We start from the raw sequence: 20,493 nt of genomic DNA on the forward strand, positions 1-20,493 counted from the left end.
CAGCCGGGCCTACTCAAGACACGCAGGAGCAAGTGGTGATCGAAGAGACCCTCCTCGAGGCCGAGGAGAAGATGGAGAAGGCCGTCGTGGTCGCCAAGGAGGACTTCGCCGCGATCCGCACCGGTCGTGCGCACCCGGCGATGTTCAACAAGATCGTGGCCGACTACTACGGCGCGCCGACGCCGATCAACCAGCTGGCTTCGTTCTCCGTGCCGGAGCCGCGCATGGCCGTGGTGACCCCGTTCGACAAGACCGCCCTGCGCAACATCGAGCAGGCGATCCGCGACTCCGACCTGGGCGTCAACCCGAGCAACGACGGCAACATCATCCGAGTGGTGTTCCCCGAGCTCACCGAGGAGCGCCGCCGCGACTACATCAAGGTGGCCCGGGGCAAGGCCGAGGACTCGCGCGTGTCCATCCGCTCGGTCCGCCGCAAGGCCAAGGACGCGATCGACAAGCTCGTCAAGGACGGCGAGGTCGGCGAGGACGAGGGCCGCCGTGCTGAGAAGGAGCTCGACGACGCGACGCACAAGTACGTCGCCCAGGTGGACGAGCTCCTCAAGCACAAGGAAGCGGAGCTTCTCGAGGTCTGATGAACGACTCTTCCTGGGCGACTCCGCCACACGCCGGGTACTGGGGGCCGTCCGACCAGGGGCCTGTCCAGGGGGCTGCCCCGGCGGGTCCCGCGTACGATGCGCATGACGCGCAGCACACTCGCCCCATGCCCATCGTGCCCGACGGACCCGTCGTACCCCGACACGGCGACGACCAGGATGACGACCGGGGGGCCGCTCGGCTGAGCGGTCCCTTGTTCCGGGACGAGACGTTCCGCGACGAGACGTTCCGGAACGAAATGTTCCGTGACGAGACAGCGCCGGCGCAGCCCTACGCGGCGGCGCCGCAGAAGCAGAATCCGGAGCCCATGCCCGATGCCTCGCAGCCGGCGCCCGCGCCGCAGAAGAAGAGCGCGGGGCGGGACCTGGGTGCGGCCATAGGGGTCGGCGTCGGACTCGGCGCGGTGATCATCGCCTCGCTGTTCTTCGTCAAGGCCGCCTTCGTCGGCGTGATAGCGGTCGCCGTCGTGGTGGGCCTGTGGGAGCTGACCAAGCGGCTGGAGGAGCGCAAGGGCATCAAGGCGCCGCTGGTGCCGCTGGCGCTCGGCGGGGCCGCGATGGTCGTCGCCGGGTACGTCCGGGGCGCCGAGGGGGCCTGGGTCGCCATGGCGCTCACGGCGCTGGCGGTCCTCGTCTGGCGGATGACGGAGCCGCCGGAGGGCTACCTCAAGGACGTCACCGCCGGTGTCTTCGCGGCGTTCTACGTCCCGTTCCTGGCCACGTTCGTCGCCATGATGCTGACGGCCGAGGACGGAGCGGCACGCGTTCTGACCTTCCTGCTCCTGACCGTCGTCAGCGACACCGGGGCCTACGCAGTCGGCTGGCGCTTCGGCACCCACAAGCTCGCGCCGCGCATCAGCCCCGGCAAGACCCGGGAGGGCCTGGTCGGAGCGGTGGCGTTCGCGATGGCTGCGGGCGCGCTGTGCATGGAGTTCCTGATCGACGACGGCCGCTGGTGGCAGGGCCTGCTCCTGGGCCTCGCGGTGGCGGCCAGCGCGACGCTGGGTGACCTCGGCGAGTCGATGATCAAGCGGGACCTCGGCATCAAGGACATGGGCACGCTGCTGCCGGGCCACGGCGGCATCATGGACCGCCTGGACTCCCTGCTGCCGACGGCTCCCGTGGTGTGGCTGCTGATGGTGCTGTTCGTGGGCAGCGGCTGACGTACGAGGACGTACGAAGTCGGGCGAGGGGCGGTAGCGACGGCTGCCGCCCCTTTGCGTTGGTCACCGCAGGCGTGGCGGGGTCCGTCGTCGCAGCCTTGGCGGAGATCCGTCACGTAGGCATGGCGGAGGCCAGGGTGGCGCAAATTGTGTGTCAGGCCTTGCTTCGCATACGTAAAAGGAGCCGTTTCCGCGGGAGTTCGTCCGGGATGCTGACCGCCGCGTCGGTTTTCGAACGGGGGAACAGGATGAGCGGGCAGTTCGGGGTGGACCCCGAGACGTTGACGGATCTGGCGGGCAGGTTCGACCGGGAGGCGACGGGGCTTGCCGGGCCGATCGGGGCGTTCTCGGGGAGCGCGGCGGAGATCGGGCAGGCGTTCGGGCTGCTGGGGATCTGCGACGGGGCGACCGAGAAGTACCGGCAGTTGCTGGAGAGCACGGTGAAGGCGATCGGGCATCTTCCGGAGGTGCTCAGGACCGACGGTGACCGGCTCAGACTGAACGCCACGCACTACGCCGACTCGGACCGCACCGCCCTCGGCTATCTGCACTCCGCGGCCTCGGGAGGCCGTCCGTGAGCATCAACAGCTGGATCGACGGCAAGGTCCTGGAGATCCTGCAGGCCGCCGGTGTGGAACTCCCTGGCGGAGACGGTGACACGCTCCGGTCCATCGCCCGGGCCTGGGACACCATGGGCACCGAACTGACGGACGTCGTACGGGCCCTGGACGTCGCAATCGCCGGAGTCGACCGGCAGGGCTGGCACGGGGCCGCCCGGGACGCCTTCGAGAGCCACTGGGCCGAGCAGAGGAGGGTGATCCAGGACGTCGCCGGCAACTTCCACCATGTCGCCGACGGGCTGCGCTCCTACGCCGACGAGATCGACGGGATCAACAAGGAGATCATCGACATCTGTGTCGAGATCGCCGAGATGGAGATCGCCGGGGTCGCGCTGTCGTTCTTCACCGGCTTCATCTCCGACCTCGTCGCGAACACGGCGGTGGCGGAGCGGGTCGCCAAGGTCGTGGACCTGGTCAAGCTGTTCACGTCGGCGGCGGAGCGGGTGGCGGGCCTCCTGGAGCGGTTCTCGGGGCTCAGCGCGGAGACGGTCGCCACGCTGGAGCGGATGCTCACGGCCGTCGCCAGGGTCAGCGCGAGCTTCGCCAAGACGGGGCTGGAGAGCTTCGCGACGAACTTCGTGGCGGACTCGGGAAGCCTGATGGTGACCCAGGCCGTCAACGGGCAGCCGGTGACCGTGGGCGCCGACCTGAGGAACGGCGCGCTGCTCGCGGGCGGCACGGCCGGGTTCACCGCGGGAGCCGGCGCGATCGGGGCCCGGGTCACGGGGGTGGCCGGAGACCTCCTGAGAGGGGAGGGCCTGCTCGGCACCGCGGTCAACGGGGCGCTCGGCAACGTGAGCGGTGGTCTGACGGCCGACTACGCGAACAGTCAGGACGCCTCGACCATGGGGCAGGACGCGCTGACCAACGCCGTCGCCGGTGCCGCCGGAAACGCCCAGAACCACGGGGTCAACCATGCGCTGGAGGAGCACGGCAGCCTCGGCGGGGAACACCTGAGCGACCGGGGAAGGCTCGCGGACGGAGCGTTCAGGAACACCGTGGGCACCACGCTCAACACCGGCGTCTACGCAGCCGCCTCCGGCATCGAGTCCGACATCCAGAACCTGACGAAGGACGAGAACGACAAGTGAGCCCCCTCGGCGGAGCGGCCCTCGCGGCCGTGGTCACCCCCAACCCGGATCACCCCTCCACATGGTCCGGCTTCCTCGGCTTCGTCGCCCTCGTCATCGGCAGCGCGCTCGCCCTGATCGGCATCTACGCGGCGGTCAGCACCTACCGCGGCCTGGACCCCGCCCGCCGCCGAGGCCAGGCACTCCCGGTCACCCTCACCGCCTTCTTCTTCGTGGCCATCGGCCTCGCGATCGCGGCCTTCGGCCTGTGGATCCTCTGAACGCGGTTCCGGAATGATCTGCGGCACGGGTACGGCCATGCCTGAGCCCCGAGTGGTGACACGAAGGGTGTCGCCGTCGAGCTGGAGGGTGTTCTCGGCAAGCGTCCCGCCGGCTCAACCGACACGAGCGGACCTTCGTGTGGCCCCCTCTGAGACGCTGGGCAGATGCTCACTGAAGACGAAGCACGGGGGCTCGTTCTGGCGGAGCTCGCGCAGGCCGAAAGAGCGACACACCTAGAGCTCGCCATCTCCAGGGTTGAACCCGTGTCGTTCGGGTGGGTGTTCTATTGGTGCGCGCGACAGGACATCGGTCGTCCCGCCGGCCAACGGCCCTCACTCGGCGGGAACGGCCCTTTCCTGGTGGATCAGGAGCGCGAGCGGATTATCCGAGCTGCGACCAGCAGGCCCGTACCCCTGCAGATCGCGGAATACGAGCGTCGGCTGCGGCGTGAGGCTCATGTCGGGAACGCGGCGGCGAAGCGCGCTGTGCAGCAAGGAGGTACAGCAGCCACTGCACCCGTAGCCGACCGCCATCAGCCTCCGACGGCCGACTGATCTGCCGAGCAGACCCCGGCAGATCATGCGAACGGCGACAGGCCCTTGCTCCCCAGGTGAGCGAGCAACGAGTCGAGGCAGGCGTCCGGCGTGGTCAGGTCGGCCCGGAAGAACGACTCCTCGCCGAGGGGCCCGCCGCTGACGATGACCATCCATGCCGCCCGTCCCTCGACCATGCGGTCACCGTCGACCTTGAAGAAAGCCGTGACTCCGCGCTCGGCCAGCCACTCCATCAGTTCGAGCATGTCCACGCGCACCCCTCCGGGGAGATCATCCCATCCCCGGCGGCACGGCTCCTGGGCCGCAACCGGACCGTCCGAAGCCGGCCACGACGACAGCCGGCGCCCACAGGTGACCACCCCCACCCCGCTGTGGCCCGGGCCCCCCGCGTTGATCTGCCACACTGGAAGGGTTATGCCTGCACCCGGAGAACTCACTTTCGTCGCCCCCCGCGGAGCCAAGAAGCCGCCGCGGCACCTTGCCGATCTCACGCCTGCCGAGCGCAAAGAGGCTGTTGCCGAGATCGGGGAGAAGCCGTTTCGTGCCAAGCAGCTCTCGCAGCACTACTTCGCGCGGTACGCGCACGACCCGGCGGAGTGGACGGACATCCCGGCCGGTGCGCGCGGGAAGCTCCAGGAGGCGTTGCTTCCCGAGCTCATGACCGTCGTACGGCATCTGTCGACCGACCAGGGGACCACGCGCAAGACGCTGTGGCGGCTGTTCGACGGGACGCTCGTGGAGTCGGTGCTGATGCGGTACCCGGACCGGGTGACCATGTGCATCAGCTCGCAGGCCGGGTGCGGGATGAACTGTCCCTTCTGTGCGACGGGACAGGCCGGGCTGGATCGCAATCTGTCCGCGGCCGAGATCGTCCATCAGATCGTCGACGGGATGCGGGCGCTCAGGGACGGGGAGGTCCCCGGGGGTCCTGCGCGGCTGTCCAACATCGTCTTCATGGGGATGGGCGAGCCCCTCGCCAACTACAAGCGGGTCGTCACCGCCATCCGCGCGCTCACCGATCCCGCGCCGGACGGGCTCGGGCTGTCGCAGCGCGGCATCACCGTGTCGACCGTCGGGCTCGTGCCCGCCATTCACCGGTTCGCCGACGAAGGCTTCAAGTGCCGGCTCGCGATCTCGCTCCACGCTCCCGATGACGAACTGCGCGACACCCTCGTCCCCGTGAACACGCGGTGGAAGGTGCGCGAGGTCCTCGACGCCGGGTTCGAGTACGTCGAGAAGTCCGGACGGCGGCTCAGCATCGAGTACGCGCTCATCCGGGACATCAACGACCAGGCCTGGCGCGGTGACCGGCTCGGGCGGCTGCTCCGGGGCAAGCCCGTGCACGTCAACCTCATCCCGCTGAACCCGACCCCGGGGTCGAAGTGGACCGCGTCGCGGCCCGAGGACGAGAAGGCCTTCGTCGAGGCGATCGCCGCGCACGGTGTGCCGGTGACCGTCCGGGACACCCGTGGTCAGGAGATCGACGGGGCCTGTGGCCAGCTCGCGGCCACCGAGCGGTAGTCTGACGAACGTACGTACACCTTCATATCCGACAGGGGAGCGCCACAGCGCTGAGAGTGCGGCAATCGGGCCGCAGACCCTCTGAACCTCGCCCAGGTCATTCTGGGTAGGAAGTTCGGTCATCACCGTGAACAACAAGAAGCTTCTCGCTGCCGTGGTCGGCCTCGGTCTCGTCACGCTGTCCGCCTGCGGGTCCTCGTCCGACGACAGCAGTGGCGGCGACTCCAAGACCGTCACCCTCGTCAGCCACGACTCCTGGGCCGTCTCCAAGAACGTCCTGGCCGACTTCGAGAAGAAGTCCGGCTACAAGGTCAAGGTCCTGGAGGACGGCGACGCCGGGCAGGCCGTCAACAAGGCCATCCTCACCAAGGACAACCCGCAGGGCGACGTCTTCTTCGGCGTCGACAACACCCTGCTCTCCCGCGCGCTCGACAACGGCCTCTTCCAGTCGTACGAGGCGAAGGGCGCCGACCGGATCAAGGCCGAGTACCGGGCCGACCAGGACAAGCACCGGGTCACGCCCATCGACACCGGCGACATCTGCGTCAACTACGACAAGGCCTGGTTCACCGCGCACAAGCTCCAGCCGCCGACGTCGTACGACGATCTGATCAAGCCCGCCTACAAGAACCTCCTCGTCACCGAGAACGCCTCCACGTCCTCACCGGGGCTCGGATTCCTGCTCGGGTCCGCCGCGAAGTACGGGGACGACGGCTGGCAGGGTTACTGGAAGAAGCTCAAGGACAACGGCGTCAAGGTCGTCGACGGCTGGGAGCAGGCCTACAACGAGGAGTTCTCCGGGTCGGCCGGCGGCAAGAAGGCCAAGGCCGATCGGCCGCTCGTCGTCTCCTACGCCTCCTCGCCGCCCGCCGAGGTGATCTACGCCGACCCGAGGCCGAAGACCGCGCCCACCGGGGTCGCCGACGGCACCTGCTTCCGGCAGATCGAGTACGCCGGGCTGCTCAGCAACGCCAAGAACAGCAAGGGCGGCAAGGCGTTCCTGGACTTCCTGCTCACCAAGGAGTTCCAGCAGGACATGCCGCTCAACATGTTCGTCTATCCGGTGGTGGAGGGGGCCGCGGTACCGGCCGAGTTCACCGAGTACGGTCCGCAGGCCAAGGATCCCGAGACCATGGATCCGGCCAAGATCGCCGACAACCGTGACGACTGGGTCAAGTCGTGGACCTCGCTCGTACTGAGGTAGCCGGCAGGCGCAGGGGCAGCGCGGCGCGGCTCGGTCTCATGGCCGTGCCCGTCGCGTTCTTCGCCGTCTTCTTCGCCTATCCCGTCGCCGCGATCGTCACGCGCGGCCTCAAGACCGACGGGACGTGGCAGCTCGGCAGGATCACCGACGTCCTCACCCAGCCGGACATCCGGCACGTCCTGTGGTTCACCACCTGGCAGGCGCTCGCCTCCACCGTGCTCACGCTGCTGATCGCGCTCCCCGGCGCGTACGTCTTCGCGCGCTTCGACTTCCCCGGCAAGCAGATCCTGCGGGCCGTGGTCACCGTCCCCTTCGTCCTGCCGACCGTCGTCGTCGGCACGGCCTTCCTGGCGCTGGTCGGCCGCGGCGGACTGCTGGACGAGCTGTGGGGCGTACGGCTGGACACCACCGTGTGGGCGATCCTGCTCGCGCACGTCTTCTTCAACTACGCGGTCGTCGTACGGACCGTCGGCGGACTGTGGGCCCAGCTCGACCCGCGTCAGGAGGAGGCCGCGCGGATGCTGGGCGCGTCCAGGCTCGCGGCCTGGCGGACGGTCACCCTCCCGGCGCTCGGGCCGGCCGTGGCCGCCGCCGCGCTGATGGTCTTCCTGTTCACCTTCACCTCCTTCGGCGTGGTCCAGATCCTCGGCGGGCCGACCTTCTCCACCCTCGAAGTGGAGATCTACCGCCAGACCTCCGAGATCTTCGACCTCTCCACGGCCGCCGTGCTGACGCTCATCCAGTTCGTCGCGGTGGGCGCGGTCCTCGCCCTGCACGCGTGGACGGTACGACGCCGGGAGACGGCCCTGCGGCTCGTGGACGCCTCCGGCACCGCCCGGCGGCCGCGCGGGGCGGGGGAGCGGTCGCTGCTGGCCGGGGTCGTCGCGATCATCGCCGTACTCCTGCTGCTGCCGCTCGCCGTGCTGGTCCAGCGGTCGCTCGACGCACCCGACTTCGGCTACTACCGGGCGCTGACGAGCTCCGACGGCGGGGTCTTCCTCGTCCCGCCGATCGAGGCGGTCGGGAACTCGCTGGAGTACGCCCTCGCCGCGACCGCCATCGCGGTGGCGATCGGAGGGCTCGCGGCGGCCGCGTTGACCAGGCGGGACGCGGGGCGGTTCGTACGGGGCTTCGACGCGCTGCTGATGCTGCCGCTCGGGGTGTCCGCGGTGACCGTCGGCTTCGGGTTCCTGATCTCCCTCGACGAGCCGCCGCTGGACCTCAGACAGTCCTGGATCCTGGTGCCGCTCGCGCAGGCGCTGGTCGGGGTGCCGTTCGTCGTGCGGACCATGCTGCCGGTGCTGCGGGCCGTGGACCACCGGCTGCGGGAGGCCGCGGCCGTGCTCGGGGCCTCGCCGTGGCGGGTGTGGCGGGAGATCGACCTGCCCATGGTGCGGCGGGCGCTGCTGATCGCGGCGGGCTTCGCCTTCGCCGTGTCGCTGGGCGAGTTCGGGGCGACCGTGTTCATCGCACGGCCCGACAACCCCACCCTGCCGGTCGCCGTGGCCCGGCTGCTCGGACGTGCCGGTGATCTCAACTACGGCCAGGCGATGGCCCTTTCGACCATCCTGATGATCGTGTGCGCGGTGGCGCTGCTGGCCCTTGAACGGCTGCGGACCGACCGGACCGGGGAGTTCTGATGCTGCTGAGCCTTGCGGACGCGACGGTACGGTTCGGCGGGCGGGCCGTGCTCGACGGGGTCGGCCTGGATGTCGCCGAGCACGAGATCGTGTGTGTGCTCGGGCCGAGCGGCAGCGGCAAGTCGACGCTGCTGCGGGCGGTGGCCGGACTCCAGCCGCTCGACGAGGGGCGGGTGCTGCTCGACGGGCGCGACCAGGCCGGGGTGCCCGCGCACCGACGCGGGGTCGGGCTGATGTTCCAGGACCATCAGCTGTTCCCGCAGCGGGACGTGGGGGCCAACGTGGCCTTCGGGCTGCGGATGCACTCCGTCGCGAGAGCACAACGGGACGAGCGGGTGAGGGAGTTGCTCGACCTCGTCGGACTGCCGGGCGCCGGTCGCCGGGCCGTCGGCTCGCTGTCCGGCGGTGAGCAGCAGCGGGTCGCGCTGGCCCGGGCACTTGCCCCCCGGCCCCGGCTGCTGATGCTCGACGAGCCGCTCGGGCAGCTGGACCGTTCGCTGCGGGAGCGGCTGGTGGTCGAACTGCGGGAGCTGTTCGGGCGGTTGGGCACCACCGTGCTCGCGGTCACCCACGACCAGGGCGAGGCCTTCGCGCTCGCCGACCGGGTCGTGGTGATGCGGGACGGGCGGATCGCCCAGTCCGGTACGCCGCTTGAGGTGTGGCAGCGGCCGGCCGACGAGTTCGTGGCCCGCTTCCTCGGCTTCGAGAACGTGGTCGAGGGGACGGTGACGGGCGAGGCCGCGGACACGGTGTGGGGCAAGGTGCCGGTGCCCCCGGGAGCCGCCCAGGGGGTCCGGAGCGTGCTGGTGCGGCCGGTGGGAGTGCGGCTCGTGGCGGCCGACGACGGACTGCGCTGCACGGTCGCCGCGCGCACCTTCAAGGGCACCCATGTCGCCGTACATCTGCAACCCGCGGACGGCGGGCCGCGGTTGGAGGCCGCGTGCGCGCTGCGGGAGGCGCCGGGGGTCGGGGACGCGGTCGGGGTGGAGTTCGACGCGGCCGACATCGTCGTGCTGGGCTGACGCGGGCGGCAGCGTCGTGGTGGGCTGGCGTGGGTGTGGGCCACAGCGATCGCGGGCGGGCCAGATCGTCGTGCTGGGCTGACGCGGGCGGGTTGAAATCGTCGTGCTCGGGCGGTGTGGGCGGACATAGGGTGCGGGGCATGACGCTGCTCGCACATGACCGTTACTGCGACGAGATCGCCCATCAGGTGGGCCGGTTGAGGGCCGTGGTGACCTCCGGGGCCGACCTGGCGGTGACCGTGCCGACGTGCCCGGACTGGTCGCTGGAGCGGCTGGTGAGGCACACCGGGGGCGCTCTGCGCTGGGTGGAGCTGATGGTGCGGACCCGGGCCCAGGAGGAAGTGCCCGAGGAGCAGGTGCCGTCGGGGGAGGGGCCCGAGGACGCGGGTGAGCTGGACGCGTGGCTCGCCGAGACCGGCGACATGCTCGTCGCCGCGCTGCGGGAGGCCGGGCCGGACACCGAGGTGTGGTCCTGGGCCGGGGTTCCCACCTCCGGGTTCTGGGCCCGGCGGATGGCGCACGAGCTGACCGTCCACCGCGCCGACGCCACGCTCGCCGCCGGGCTGCCCTACGAGGTCGCCCCGGAGATCGCCGCCGACGCGATCGACGAGTGGCTGCAGATCGTGGAGTTCGTGCAGCGGACCATGCCGCACGACGAGGCACGGGAGCTGCGCGGGCCGGGGCGGAGCATCCATCTGCACGCCACCGACACGGCCGCGGAGCTGAACGCGGAGTGGCTGATCGGATTCACCGAGGACGTCATCGCCTGGCGGCGCGGGCACGAGAAGGCGACCGTCGCGCTGCGGGGGCCGCTGACCTCGGTCATGCTCGCCTTCTACCGCCGACTGCCGCTGGACAGCCCGGAGTTGGAGGTGCTCGGAGAGCGCCGGCTGCTGGAGTTCTGGCTGGAGCGGGCGAGCTTCGGGTGACCCGGGGGAGCGGGCGCCAAGGGGAGGGGTGAACCTCGTGCCGGTGGGTTTCCGGTGAACATGGCGACGGCCCGCCCCCGTTGGAGGGACGGGCCGTCGAAATGCTGTGGGCGTCAGCGGGAGCTGCTCGCTCCACGGCGGCGCAGGCCGAAGAAGACCGCTCCGCCGCCGATCGCCACGAGCGCGATCGCGATCCCGGCGATCAGACCGGTGTTGGAGTTGGCGCCGGTCTCGGCGAGGTTGGAGTCACCGGCGGCCGGCGACGGGGCGTTGCTCTCGACGGTCGCCGGGGCGGTGGTGCCCTCGGAGGCCGACGGGGTCGGGGTCGGGGACTCCTCGGCCGGGGTGCTGGCGGAGTCCGACGGGGTGGGCGTGGGCGTCGGGGTCGGCGTGTCCTCGGTCTTGCAGGCGGTCGCCGGGGTGATCAGGTTCGGCTTGATGTCCTCGCCCTTGATGTAGGGCAGGGCCTCGACGTGGATGCGGTACTCGGCGTTGGGCGCCCAGTCCTCCTCGAAGGTGATGGTGGTTCCGTCCTTGGAACCCTTCACCGTCTGCTCGCCGACCTTCTTGGCGTCGGCGCCGTTGTTCTGGAGGTACACGGACACCGTGGCCTCGACACCGGCCTTGTCCACGTCGGTGACGGTGATGACACCCTTCTCGCCGTCACACTTGGCCTCGGCGGAGAACTCCTTGATGTTGCAGGCAAGGGCGTTGCTGGAGGCGCTGAGCACGATCGCGGTCGAGGCGGCGGCGACGCCGAGGAAGCGCGCGGCGCGGGAGGTGCGGCGGGATATGGGCGTGAATGCCACGTTCGTCCTTCACGGGGTGCGCAAATGCGGGGGGTTGAGAGGATGGTGATGTGTCCTCACCATCCCCACGAGTCTCACAGGTCTATAAGCGCTGCATAAGAAGTGTCAACGTGTAGGCGCCCTACAACCGTTGGCTTTGCATTCTTATTACCGTGTGAGACGTTTCAGTGCCGCCGGAGCCTCCTCGATCCGGTCAACCAGGGCGATTCGGGCCTCCATTGACCGCTCCCGCGCCAGCGCCTGGAGCAGCGGCCAGGTGGGCAGCTTCTCCGTCCAGTGCACGCGGTTCACGAGCACCATCGGCGTGGGCTCGCCGCGCGACTCGTAGTAGTTGGGCGTCGCGTTGTCGAAGATCTCCTGCACGGTGCCGGCGGCGCCCGGCAGGAACACGACGCCCGCGGTGGAGCGGGCCAGCAGACCGTCCTCGCGGGTGGCGTTGGCGAAGTACTTGCCGATGTGCGAGGCGAAGGCGTTCGGCGGCTCGTGCCCGTAGAACCAGGTCGGGATGCCGACGGAGTGACCGCCCCGGGGCCACCGGGCGCGGACCTCGAAGGCGGCGCGCGCCCAGTCGGTGATCGAGGGCGTGAACGACGGCGCCTTGGCGAGTAGTTCGCACGCCTCGTCCAGCATGCTGTCCTCGAAGGGGGCCGCGTGGGCGCCGAGGTTGGCGGCCTCCATCGCGCCCGGCCCGCCCCCGGTGGCCACGGTGAACCCGGCCCGGGTCAGCTCGCGGCCGAGTCGGGCGGCGCCGGCGTAGGCCTCCGTGCCCCGGGCCATCGCGTGACCGCCCATCACCCCCACGACTTTCGCGCCGCGCAGGAGTTCGTCGAGGGCGTCGGAGACGGCGTCGTCGTGGACGGAGCGCAGCATCGACGCGTATATGTCGCCGTCGGCCCTGGTGCGCTGGAACCAGGCGTAGGCGAGCGCGTCGGGCGTCTGCTCGTAGCCCTTCTCCAGCCCGTCGAACAACTCCTCGGGGGAGTAGAGCAGTCCGCGGTACGGGTCGAAGGGCAGGCCCGGGACGGGCGGGAAGACCAGGGCGCCGTCCGTGCGCAGCTTCTCTGCCGCGTTCTCCCGCATCGGGCAGCCGAGGAAGACGGCGCCCGCGGTGTCGGTGGCGAGCAATTCCCTTGTCCGGTCGGTCAGATCGACGGACTGGACGCGGAAGCCGGTGAGGGAGCCGCGGGTCGAGACGACCGCGTCGAACTCCTCGACGGTCTCGATCTCACGGTCGTCGTGATGTGCCGCATGGGCGGGGCTCGTCTGCACCCGCCCATGCTTGCACGCCCTGTTCCGGCCGGTGTCGCGACCCGGGGGTCAGCCCTGGATCGCCGCCGGGTCCATCCAGATGACCTCCCAGGTGTGGCCGTCGAGGTCGTCGAAGGAGCGGCCGTACATGAAACCGTGGTCCTGGGTCTCGCCGGAGGGGGAGCCGCCCGCCGCGAGCGCCTTGTCGACCAGTTCGTCCACCTTCGCGCGGCTCTCCGCGCTCAGCGCGACCAGGACCTCGCTGGTCTGTGTGGCGTCCGCGATCTCCTTCTTGGTGAAGGTCGCGTAGAAGGGCTTCGTGAGCAGCATCGCGACGATGGTGTCACTGATCACCACCGAGGCCGCATTGTCGTCGCTGAACTGCGGGTTGAGCGAGTAGCCGAGCTCCGTGAAGAACTTCTTCGAGGCATCGAGGTCGTTCACGGGCAGGTTGACGAAGATCATCTGCTGGTAGGCCGGCGCAGTCATCGGAGTCTCTCCCATCGGGTGCGTGCTGTACGGGGGGTAGACGGGCGGGTGCGGCGGAACTCATCGGTGGGGAGAGAGTTTTTTCTCAGGACGTCAGCGGGAGGGCCGCCAGCTCGGCCACGACCAGGGTGAGCGGGCCGAAGAGGGCCAGCAGGGCGCCGGCGCGGAGGGCCGCGGCACTGCGCAGCATGGTCGCGGGGGCGCCGAGGCGGAGCAGCGCGGCCGTGGTGTCCGACCTCGCGTGCTTCGCCTCCACGGCGGCCGTCAGCAGCGTGGCGAGGGCGCAGCCCGTCACGAGGAGCAGGCCGAGGGTCGTCAGGGGGCCGACCTCGGGGCTCGTGGGGTCGTACAGCGTGGTCATGGCGTAGGCGCCGGAGGTCACCGCGCAGACGATGCCCAGGGGCCGGCCGATCCGGGTGGACTCCGCCATGAGGACTCTGCCGGCGAGGAGACGGAGCGCGCCGGGCCGGGTGGACTGCAGGAGACGGCCGCACAGGTGGGTGAGGCCGGGCCCCGCGATCGCCAGCCCTGCGGCGGTGAGGAGCCAGCCGACGAGGACGGAGGGAGTGCCCACGAGACCGCCGGGCAGGGGGGTGGCCGCAGCGGTTCCCTGCCGGTTGGCGTACGCCTCCACGGCGAGCCCCGCGGCGAGGACGGCGATGCCCCAGGGCAGGCCCTTGGGGGCTTCCCGGAGGGCGGGGAGCGCCTCCGGGGCGAGGTCCTCGGACCGGTTGCCGTCGATCCTGTGGTCCTCGGTCCGGGTGTCCGCGGCCCGGGCGTCCTCGGCGGGGGCCGCTGTTGGGGCGTTGTCGCTCGCCCGCGTCCGCGGGGTGCCGTCCCGCTGCGGGGCGGGAGCCGTCCCGGCGGTACGACCGGCCGCGGCGGAGTGACCCCGGAAGCGGCCGTACGCCCCGAAGGTCTCCCGGGCCGCCGTCCTGCCGTACGCCCCGAAGCGGCCGTACGACCGTGCCTCCCTCCTTGCCGCCGCCGGTCTGTCGTCCCGGGGCCGCAGGACGAGTCCCACCGTCACCGACGCGATCGCCGGGACCAGGCCCAGCAGGGTCAGGGCCGCCGGCAGGGGGAGGGGGGCGTCCGCCGCCAGGAAGTCCGCCGCCGCCCCGTCGAAGGGCATGCCCGTCAGATCGCCCCGCAGATGGAGGAAGAAGAGCAGCGCCAGCATCGAGCCGAGCGTGCAGGACAGGGCCGTCGTCGTGGCCGTGACGGCCATCAGGCGGGCCGGTCCCAGGCCGATCGCCGCGAGACCGGGGCGGGGGCGGGTGCCCGGGTCGGTACGGGCGACCGCCAGGCTGAAGTGGACGGTCGCCGCCAGCGGAGTCAGGCACCAGGCCAGCCGGAGGAGGGCACCGGACGGGTCCTCGGGGTGGCTGATCGCGTGGCCGAGGGTGCACAGGAGGAGGAAACCCGTGCCCGCCGAGGCGAGCGCCACCAGAAGGCGGCGCAGCTGTACGGCGGGACGGGCGCCCCGGGTCAGACGGAGAGCGAGCACGCGGTACGGCCTTCCGAGTCGGCCATCGGGGGCAGGTGCACGGTGTTCACCCGGCGTCCGTCCAGGAGGGTGACCGTGCGGTCCGCCAGGGCTGCGGTGTCGGGGTCGTGCGTCGCCAGGACCACGGTGATGGCGTGGGAGCGGGCGGCCGTCGTGAGCGTTCGCAGTACGTGTGCGCGGTCCGCCCGGTGCAGGGGAGCCGTCGGTTCGTCCGCGAACAGGACCGACGGGGCCGGGGCCAGGGCGCGGGCGATGCAGACGCGCTGGCGTTCGGACTGGGTCAGCTCGTGCGGGCGCCTGCGGGTCCGGTCGCCGATGTCGAGGCGCTCCAGCCACTCCAGCGCGGCCGTCCGTGCCCGTCGGCGGCCGGTGCCGCGCAGCATGAGGGGCAGGGCGGCGTTCTCCCAGGCGTTGAGCTCCGGGACGAGCACCGGGGCCGGGTCGATCCAGCCGAAGCGGTCTCGGCGCAGGCGCTCGCGGGTCATCGGGCCCATGGTGTGCACGGGCGCGCTGTTGAACCAGACCTCGCCTCGTTGGGCCGGCGTGAGTCCCGCGAGGCAGCTGAGCAGTGCGGTCTTGCCGCTGCCGCGTGGGCCGGTCACGGCGAGGATCTCGCCCTCGCGCACTCCGAGGGAGACGCCCTGGAGGGCCGGTGAGCCGTCGCGGTGGGTGAAGTGCAGGGAGCGTGCCCAGAGCACATCGTTGTCGGGCGGGGCCTCCATGGGCGTACACCTCGTTCTGGTCCGTTGTGCCTTGCAATCCCCCGTGCGGGGGAACGAAAGCAGGGCCGATCGGTTACCAGGCACGCTAAGGAGACGGGGGCGGGACGCCGTACAGCACACGGCCCGGGGTGCTCGCCTGTCACTCGGACGGGCGCACCCCGGGCCGTACAATCCGCTGAATCGCCGAGGGCTAGAGCTTCGTCCAGGCCTCGGTGAGGGTCGCGCGCAGGATCTGCTCGATCTCGTCGAAGGTCCCCTGGTCGGAGATCAGCGGCGGGGCGAGCTGGACGACCGGGTCACCGCGGTCGTCGGCACGGCAGTACAGGCCGTTGTCGTACAGCGCCTTGGAGAGGAAGCCGTAGAGGACCCGCTCGGTCTCCTCGTCGTTGAAGGACTCCTTCGTCGCCTTGTCCTTGACGAGCTCGATGCCGTAGAAGAAGCCGTTGCCGCGGACGTCGCCGACGATCGGCAGGTCGTGCAGCTTCTCCAGGGTCGAGCGGAACGCGCCCTCGTTGTCCAGGACGTGCTGGTTGAGGTTCTCGCGCTCGAACAGGTCGAGGTTGGCGAGGCCGACCGCGGCGGAGACCGGGTGGCCGCCGAAGGTGTAGCCGTGCAGGAAGGTGTTCTCGCCCTTGTAGAACGGCTCGGCCAGACGGTCGGAGATGATGCAGGCGCCGATCGGGGAGTAGCCCGAGGTCATGCCCTTGGCGCAGGTGATCATGTCCGGGACGTAGTCGAACTTGTCGCAGGCGAACATCGTGCCCAGGCGGCCGAAGGCGCAGATGACCTCGTCCGAGACCAGCAGGACGTCGTACTGGTCGCAGATCTCGCGGACGCGCTGGAAGTAGCCGGGCGGGGGCGGGAAGCAGCCGCCCGCGTTCTGCACGGGCTCCAGGAAGACCGCCGCGACCGTGTCCGGGCCCTCGAAGAGGATCTGCTGCTCGATCTGGTCGGCGGCCCAGCGGCCGAAGGCCTCCGGGTCGTCGCCGAAGAGCGGGGCGCGGTAGATGTTGGTGTTCGGGACCTTGTGCGCGCCCGGCACCAGCGGCTCGAAAGGGGCCTTCAGGGCCGGCAGACCGGTGATCGACAGGGCGCCCTGCGGGGTGCCGTGGTAGGCGACCGCGCGGGAGATGACCTTGTGCTTGGTGGGCTTGCCGGTGAGCTTGAAGTACTGCTTGGCGAGCTTCCAGGCGGTCTCGACCGCCTCGCCGCCGCCGGTGGTGAAGAAGACCTTGTTGAGGTCGCCGGGCGCGTGCTGCGCGAGGCGCTCCGCGAGCTCGACGGCCTTCGGGTGGGCGTAGGACCACACCGGGAAGAACGCCAGGTCCTGGGCCTGCTTGAAGGCGGCCTCGGCCAGTTCCGTGCGGCCGTGACCGGCCTGGACCACGAACAGGCCCGCGAGACCGTCGAGGTAGCGCCTGCCCTTGTCGTCGTAGATGTAGGTGCCCTCGCCCCGGACGATGGTCGGGACCGGGGAGTTCTCGTACGAGGACATGCGGGTGAAGTGCATCCACAGGTGGTCGTACGCGGTGCGGCTGAGGTCCTTGGAGCTCACGGTTATCGGGTCCTCACGGTTATCGGGTTCCCCACATGTAGGTCTGCTTCTTGAGCTTCAGATAGACGAAGCTCTCGGTCGAGCGCACTCCGGGGATGGCCCGGATGCGTCGGTTGATGACCTCCAGCAGGTGGTCGTCGTCCTCGCAGACGATCTCCACCATCAGGTCGAAGGAGCCGGCGGTCATCACGACGTACTCGCACTCGGACATGGAGGTCAGCGCGTCGGCCACGGACTCGACATCGCCCTCGACGTGGATACCGACCATTGCCTGGCGCCGGAAGCCCACGGTGAGCGGGTCCGTGACGGCGACGATCTGCATCACGCCCTGGTCGAGCAGCTTCTGGACGCGCTGGCGCACGGCCGCCTCGGACAGGCCCACGGCCTTGCCGATCGCGGCGTACGGACGGCGGCCGTCCTCCTGGAGCTGTTCGATGATGGCGAGGGAGACGGCGTCCAGGTTCGGGCTGCTGCCGTTCCTGGACTCGCTCCTGGACTCGCGGGAGTCCCTGGGGTCTGCACTTCGACTGGCCACGAGCTCACTGTGCACGACGTCTCGTCGGTTCCGCAAGGTTGAGGCGATGAAATTCGTTGTTTACACGTCCGAGACCTGCGGATTTCGCAGCCTTGGCGGGATCGGGGGTGTTGAAAACGTGGGCCTGGCGATTAGGGTGGATGTCTCAGCCAGTGGACAGTTCCAACCCCCTCAGGAGGCCGGCAGTGAGCACCGAGCTGCGTCGTCTGCGCAACTACATCGACGGTGAGTTCCGGGACGCCGCCGATGGACGGACCACGGACGTGGTCAACCCCGCGACCGGTGAGGCGTACGCGACCGCGCCGCTGTCCGGACAGGCGGACGTGGACGCGGCGATGGCCGCCGCTGCCGCCGCCTTCCCCGCCTGGCGCGACACCACCCCCGCCGAGCGCCAGAAGGCCCTGCTGAAGATCGCGGACGCGTTCGAGGAGCGGGCCGAGGAGCTCATCGCGGCGGAGGTGGAGAACACCGGCAAGCCGATCGGGCTCACGCGGTCCGAGGAGATCCCGCCGATGGTCGACCAGATCCGCTTCTTCGCCGGTGCGGCGCGGATGCTGGAGGGACGCTCGGCCGGTGAGTACATGGAGGGCCTCACCTCCATCGTCCGCCGCGAGCCGGTCGGGGTCTGCGCGCAGGTGGCACCGTGGAACTACCCGATGATGATGGCCGTGTGGAAGTTCGCGCCGGCGATCGCCGCCGGCAACACGGTGGTGCTGAAGCCCTCCGACACGACCCCCGCCTCGACCGTGCTGATCGCGGAGATCATCGGCGGGATCCTGCCGAAGGGCGTCTTCAACGTCGTCACCGGTGACCGCGACACCGGCCGGCTGATGGTCGAGCACCCCACGCCGGCGATGGCCTCCATCACGGGCTCGGTGCGGGCCGGCATGTCCGTCGCCGAGTCCGCGTCGAAGGACCTGAAGCGGGTGCACCTGGAGCTGGGCGGCAAGGCCCCGGTCGTCGTCTTCGAGGACACCGACATCCCGAAGGCCGTCGAGGACATCTCGGTCGCCGGGTTCTTCAACGCCGGACAGGACTGCACGGCCGCCACCCGCGTGCTGGTGCAGTCCTCGATCCACGACGAGTTCGTCGCGGCGCTGGCGAAGGCTGCCGCCGACACCAAGACCGGCCAGCCCGACGACGAGGACGTGCTGTACGGGCCGCTCAACAACCCCAACCAGCTCAAGCAGGTCTCCGGCTTCATCGAGCGGCTGCCCGCGCACGCCAAGGTCGAGGCCGGCGGCCACCAGGTCGGTGAGAAGGGGTACTTCTACGCGCCGACCGTCGTGTCCGGGCTCCAGCAGGACGACGAGATCATCCAGAACGAGGTGTTCGGGCCGGTCATCACCGTGCAGTCCTTCTCCGACGAGGAGCAGGCCGTGTCCTGGGCCAACGGCGTCGAGTACGCGCTCGCGTCCTCGGTGTGGACCAAGGACCACGGCCGTGCCATGCGGATGTCCAAGAAGCTGGACTTCGGCTGCGTATGGATCAACACGCACATTCCGCTGGTCGCTGAGATGCCGCACGGCGGCTTCAAGAAGTCGGGCTACGGCAAGGACCTGTCCGGCTACGGGTTCGAGGACTACACGCGGATCAAGCACGTGATGACGTCGCTGGACGCGTAGTTCCTCGACCGCGGGTGCGCGGTGCGGCGGCGGTGCGGCGGCGGTGCGGCGACGCTCGACAGGGTGTCCGCCGCACCCCGCCCCGCTCGACGCCGCGTCGATTGTCGGCCCACGGCCATGGACTGCATGCTGCGTCCATGCCACTCACACCGAGGACGCCGTCCCCGCTCTCCCGTAGGACCCTGCTGCGTGCGCTCGGCGGCGGGGCGGCGCTGGGCGGTCTCGCCGGGTGCGGGGTGCCCGCCGCGTACGTGGCCGCGGGCGACCGGGCCGTCCCCGATCGCTCCGCCATCGACAAGCGGCTGACCTGGGCGAACTGGCCGCTCTACATCGACACGGACGACGACGACTCGACGCGGCGGCCGACGCTGGACGCCTTCGAGAAGCGGACCGGCACATCCGTCGACTACGTCGAGGAGATCAACGACAACGACGAGTTCTTCGGCAAGATCAGCCCCGCGCTGATGAACCACCAGCAGACCGGCCGCGACCTCATCGTCATGAGCGACTGGATGTGCGCCCGGTTCGTACGGCTCGGCTGGGTCCAGGAGATGGACCGGGCGAGGCAGCCGAACGTCACGAAGCACCTTGACCCGCTGCTGCGTTCACCCGCCTTCGATCCGGGCCGCAAGCACACCGTGCCGTGGCAGTCGGGGATCACCGGGATCGCGTACGACCGCAGAAGGCTGGGCCGCGAGATCCGGCACGTGAAGGACCTGTGGGCGAGCGACCTCAAGGGCCGGGTCACCCTGCTCTCCGGGCTCGACGAGGCCTTCGCACTGCTGATGCAGGGCAACGGCGTCGACATCACCCGGTGGACCCCGGACGACTTCCACGAGGTCTGCGACCAGGTCGAGAAGTACGTCAGGAGCGGCCAGATCCGCCGCTTCACCGGCAACGACTACACCAAGGACCTCGTCACCGGTGACGTCCTGGCCTGTCAGGCCTACTCCGGGGACGTGATCCAGCTCCAGGCCGACAACCCCGACATCCGTTTCGTCGTCCCCGAGGAGGGCGCGGAGCTCTGGTCGGACTCCCTGATGATCCCCGACCGCGCCCTGCACAAGAGCAACGCGGAGCGGCTCGTCGACTACTACTACGCCCCCGAGGTCGCCGCGGAGCTCGCCGCCTGGGTCAACTACGTCTGCCCCGTACCCGCGGCGCGGGACGTCCTGGCCGCGTCGAAGGACGAGGACACCGCCGCCCTCGCCGAGAACCCGCTGATCTTCCCGGACGCCCGGATGCGCGAACGGCTGGTGATCGCGCGGGACATCACGTCCGAGGAGCGGGGGGAGTACACGAGGCGGTGGAACGTGATCGTGGGGTTGTGAGCGTGAGGGGCACGCGGTGGCGGGGCGGAGGCGGCGACACGGGACGTCCGCGG

General features: G+C 70.2%; 20 protein-coding genes and 1 riboswitch. Of the genes, 12 read left to right on the forward strand and 8 right to left on the reverse strand.

The features are described from left to right. Window positions 1–35 precede the first annotated feature (35 nt). From frr to IOD14_RS09050, 5 genes are all read left to right on the forward strand, one after another. Window positions 36–593 carry a ribosome recycling factor gene (gene frr / locus IOD14_RS09030; RefSeq protein ID WP_037708751.1) on the forward strand — a complete coding sequence of 186 codons (558 nt, stop codon included), beginning with the start codon at window positions 36–38 and terminating at the stop codon, window positions 591–593. Then, complete coding sequence (locus IOD14_RS09035) at window positions 593–1,777, forward strand: phosphatidate cytidylyltransferase (RefSeq protein ID WP_123991879.1); 1,185 nt, start codon at window positions 593–595, stop codon at window positions 1,775–1,777. Before frr ends, IOD14_RS09035 begins: the two co-directional genes overlap by 1 nt. Before the next feature lie 248 nt (window positions 1,778–2,025). Next, window positions 2,026–2,355: a type VII secretion target gene (locus IOD14_RS09040; RefSeq protein ID WP_249125873.1), complete on the forward strand. Its 330-nt coding sequence runs from the start codon at window positions 2,026–2,028 to the stop codon at window positions 2,353–2,355. Beyond that, complete coding sequence (locus IOD14_RS09045; RefSeq protein WP_212670007.1) at window positions 2,352–3,488, forward strand: WXG100 family type VII secretion target; 1,137 nt, start codon at window positions 2,352–2,354, stop codon at window positions 3,486–3,488. The genes IOD14_RS09040 and IOD14_RS09045 overlap by 4 nt, the downstream gene beginning before the upstream one ends. Then, a complete protein-coding gene (locus tag IOD14_RS09050; RefSeq protein WP_212670008.1) occupies window positions 3,485–3,748 on the forward strand; it encodes a hypothetical protein in 264 nt (87 codons plus the stop codon). The genes IOD14_RS09045 and IOD14_RS09050 overlap by 4 nt, the downstream gene beginning before the upstream one ends. A 578-nt stretch (window positions 3,749–4,326) precedes the next feature. Here the strand turns inward: IOD14_RS09050 and IOD14_RS09055 are convergent. Then, a complete protein-coding gene (locus IOD14_RS09055) occupies window positions 4,327–4,548 on the reverse strand; it encodes a hypothetical protein (RefSeq protein ID WP_249126256.1) in 222 nt (73 codons plus the stop codon). 169 nt (window positions 4,549–4,717) lie between these two features. Here IOD14_RS09055 and rlmN point away from each other — a divergent pair, with 169 nt between their 5' ends. The 5 genes from rlmN to IOD14_RS09080 all read left to right on the forward strand — a co-directional run bounded on the left by rlmN (window position 4,718) and on the right by IOD14_RS09080 (window position 10,619). Further along, window positions 4,718–5,824, forward strand: a complete 1,107-nt coding sequence (gene rlmN / locus IOD14_RS09060; RefSeq protein ID WP_123991883.1) for a 23S rRNA (adenine(2503)-C(2))-methyltransferase RlmN — start codon at window positions 4,718–4,720, stop codon at window positions 5,822–5,824. Window positions 5,825–5,847: 23 nt separating this feature from the next. Continuing rightward, a riboswitch (TPP riboswitch) is annotated at window positions 5,848–5,955 on the forward strand. Next, window positions 5,952–7,028: a thiamine ABC transporter substrate-binding protein gene (locus IOD14_RS09065; RefSeq protein WP_123991884.1), complete on the forward strand. Its 1,077-nt coding sequence runs from the start codon at window positions 5,952–5,954 to the stop codon at window positions 7,026–7,028. (Overlaps the previous riboswitch by 4 nt.) Then, window positions 7,004–8,668 (forward strand): iron ABC transporter permease, encoded by a 1,665-nt coding sequence (locus IOD14_RS09070; RefSeq protein WP_174269249.1) that lies wholly within the window; start codon window positions 7,004–7,006, stop codon window positions 8,666–8,668. The genes IOD14_RS09065 and IOD14_RS09070 overlap by 25 nt, the downstream gene beginning before the upstream one ends. Beyond that, entirely contained in the window at window positions 8,668–9,690 is a 1,023-nt protein-coding gene (locus tag IOD14_RS09075) for an ABC transporter ATP-binding protein (protein WP_212670010.1), read from the forward strand. The genes IOD14_RS09070 and IOD14_RS09075 overlap by 1 nt, the downstream gene beginning before the upstream one ends. Window positions 9,691–9,830: 140 nt before the next feature. Then, complete coding sequence (locus IOD14_RS09080) at window positions 9,831–10,619, forward strand: maleylpyruvate isomerase family mycothiol-dependent enzyme (RefSeq protein WP_212670011.1); 789 nt, start codon at window positions 9,831–9,833, stop codon at window positions 10,617–10,619. Between the two features lie 113 nt (window positions 10,620–10,732). Here the strand turns inward: IOD14_RS09080 and IOD14_RS09085 are convergent, their stop codons facing one another. The 7 genes from IOD14_RS09085 to IOD14_RS09115 form a co-directional block, all read right to left on the reverse strand. Next, a complete protein-coding gene (locus IOD14_RS09085) occupies window positions 10,733–11,428 on the reverse strand; it encodes an LAETG motif-containing sortase-dependent surface protein (protein WP_123991888.1) in 696 nt (231 codons plus the stop codon). A 147-nt stretch (window positions 11,429–11,575) separates the two neighbouring features. After that, window positions 11,576–12,697, reverse strand: coding sequence for an LOG family protein (locus tag IOD14_RS09090; protein WP_123991889.1), 1,122 nt, complete (start codon window positions 12,695–12,697; stop codon window positions 11,576–11,578). A 48-nt stretch (window positions 12,698–12,745) separates the two neighbouring features. After that, window positions 12,746–13,165, reverse strand: a complete 420-nt coding sequence (locus IOD14_RS09095; protein ID WP_123991890.1) for a VOC family protein — start codon at window positions 13,163–13,165, stop codon at window positions 12,746–12,748. 85 nt (window positions 13,166–13,250) lie between these two features. Further along, window positions 13,251–14,672 carry a hypothetical protein gene (locus tag IOD14_RS09100; protein WP_123991891.1) on the reverse strand — a complete coding sequence of 474 codons (1,422 nt, stop codon included), beginning with the start codon at window positions 14,670–14,672 and terminating at the stop codon, window positions 13,251–13,253. Further along, a complete protein-coding gene (locus tag IOD14_RS09105; protein ID WP_123991892.1) occupies window positions 14,654–15,394 on the reverse strand; it encodes an ATP-binding cassette domain-containing protein in 741 nt (246 codons plus the stop codon). The genes IOD14_RS09100 and IOD14_RS09105 overlap by 19 nt, the downstream gene beginning before the upstream one ends. Before the next feature lie 190 nt (window positions 15,395–15,584). Next, window positions 15,585–16,949 (reverse strand): aspartate aminotransferase family protein, encoded by a 1,365-nt coding sequence (locus IOD14_RS09110; RefSeq protein WP_123991893.1) that lies wholly within the window; start codon window positions 16,947–16,949, stop codon window positions 15,585–15,587. Window positions 16,950–16,968: 19 nt separating this feature from the next. Next, window positions 16,969–17,499: an Lrp/AsnC family transcriptional regulator gene (locus IOD14_RS09115; protein ID WP_123991894.1), complete on the reverse strand. Its 531-nt coding sequence runs from the start codon at window positions 17,497–17,499 to the stop codon at window positions 16,969–16,971. A gap of 170 nt (window positions 17,500–17,669) precedes the next feature. On the opposite strand from IOD14_RS09115, the gene IOD14_RS09120 reads away from it, so the two are divergent. Both IOD14_RS09120 and IOD14_RS09125 read left to right on the forward strand, forming a co-directional pair. Continuing rightward, window positions 17,670–19,109 (forward strand): gamma-aminobutyraldehyde dehydrogenase, encoded by a 1,440-nt coding sequence (locus IOD14_RS09120; RefSeq protein ID WP_123991895.1) that lies wholly within the window; start codon window positions 17,670–17,672, stop codon window positions 19,107–19,109. A 137-nt stretch (window positions 19,110–19,246) separates the two neighbouring features. Continuing rightward, entirely contained in the window at window positions 19,247–20,440 is a 1,194-nt protein-coding gene (locus tag IOD14_RS09125) for a spermidine/putrescine ABC transporter substrate-binding protein (protein ID WP_212670012.1), read from the forward strand. The last annotated feature ends 53 nt before the right edge of the window (window positions 20,441–20,493 follow it).

The sequence above is a fragment of the Streptomyces sp. A2-16 genome, from assembly GCF_018128905.1.
Taxonomy (GTDB): Bacteria; Actinomycetota; Actinomycetes; order Streptomycetales; family Streptomycetaceae; genus Streptomyces.